Here is a 628-nt window from a genome sequence, read left to right as displayed (position 1 = left end):
ATTGCTGTCCGATAAAACTCTATAATGAGAGTACTCCATAGCTCGACTATCCTTTTTTAGGTAGTCGAGTTCCTTTTTTTATAAATCCAAGTCCCCCTTAATCAAATAGTGATGGTTCGGGTGTTCTATCTGATGTCGCTTGCAAGCGGGCTTCCCAATCTTTTTCCGGGTGATTGAACAGGCTATAAAAATCCACATAGTACATAAGCGTTATTCTAACCATTGTTGCAAGTCCGGAAAAGCTCCAGGATCGGGTAAGTCCTTTTTTCATGACCATTAAGAGCAGATTTGCGATTAATGTCACCCATATTTGTATCTTAATAGCATTCGCACTTTCTCCATAGAAGTATTTCAGAGGAAAGTTCTGTTTGATTTGTTTGAATAGAAGTTCTATCTCCCAACGTTTGCGATAAATGGCAATTACTTCAGATGGATCCATATCCATATCATTGGTGAGCAGAGATATGAGTTTTCTCTTTCTTTGATCAGCATAGGTTATAATGCGTGCTTTATGAGTGAGAGTTTCTCCATTTTTAATCTGTTTAGTGAAGCTTACGTACTGTACACGCACTTCCATAAGACCATCAGGAGTTTGATACATAGTATCGTTATCAATATTGTATTTGAG

General features: G+C 37.7%; 1 protein-coding gene. It reads right to left on the bottom strand.

Annotated features, from left to right (window positions below; genetic code table 11):
- Window positions 1-97: 97 nt before the first annotated feature.
- A partial coding sequence (locus JCM15092_RS14330) for an IS4 family transposase (protein ID WP_024995235.1) occupies window positions 98-628 on the bottom strand: 531 nt, incomplete at its 5' end.

This window comes from Phocaeicola paurosaccharolyticus JCM 15092, from assembly GCF_000613805.1.
Taxonomy (GTDB): Bacteria; Bacteroidota; Bacteroidia; order Bacteroidales; family Bacteroidaceae; genus Phocaeicola; species Phocaeicola paurosaccharolyticus.
Note: the sequence above shows the minus strand (reverse complement) of the source record. Positions and strands in the feature narration are given on the sequence as shown.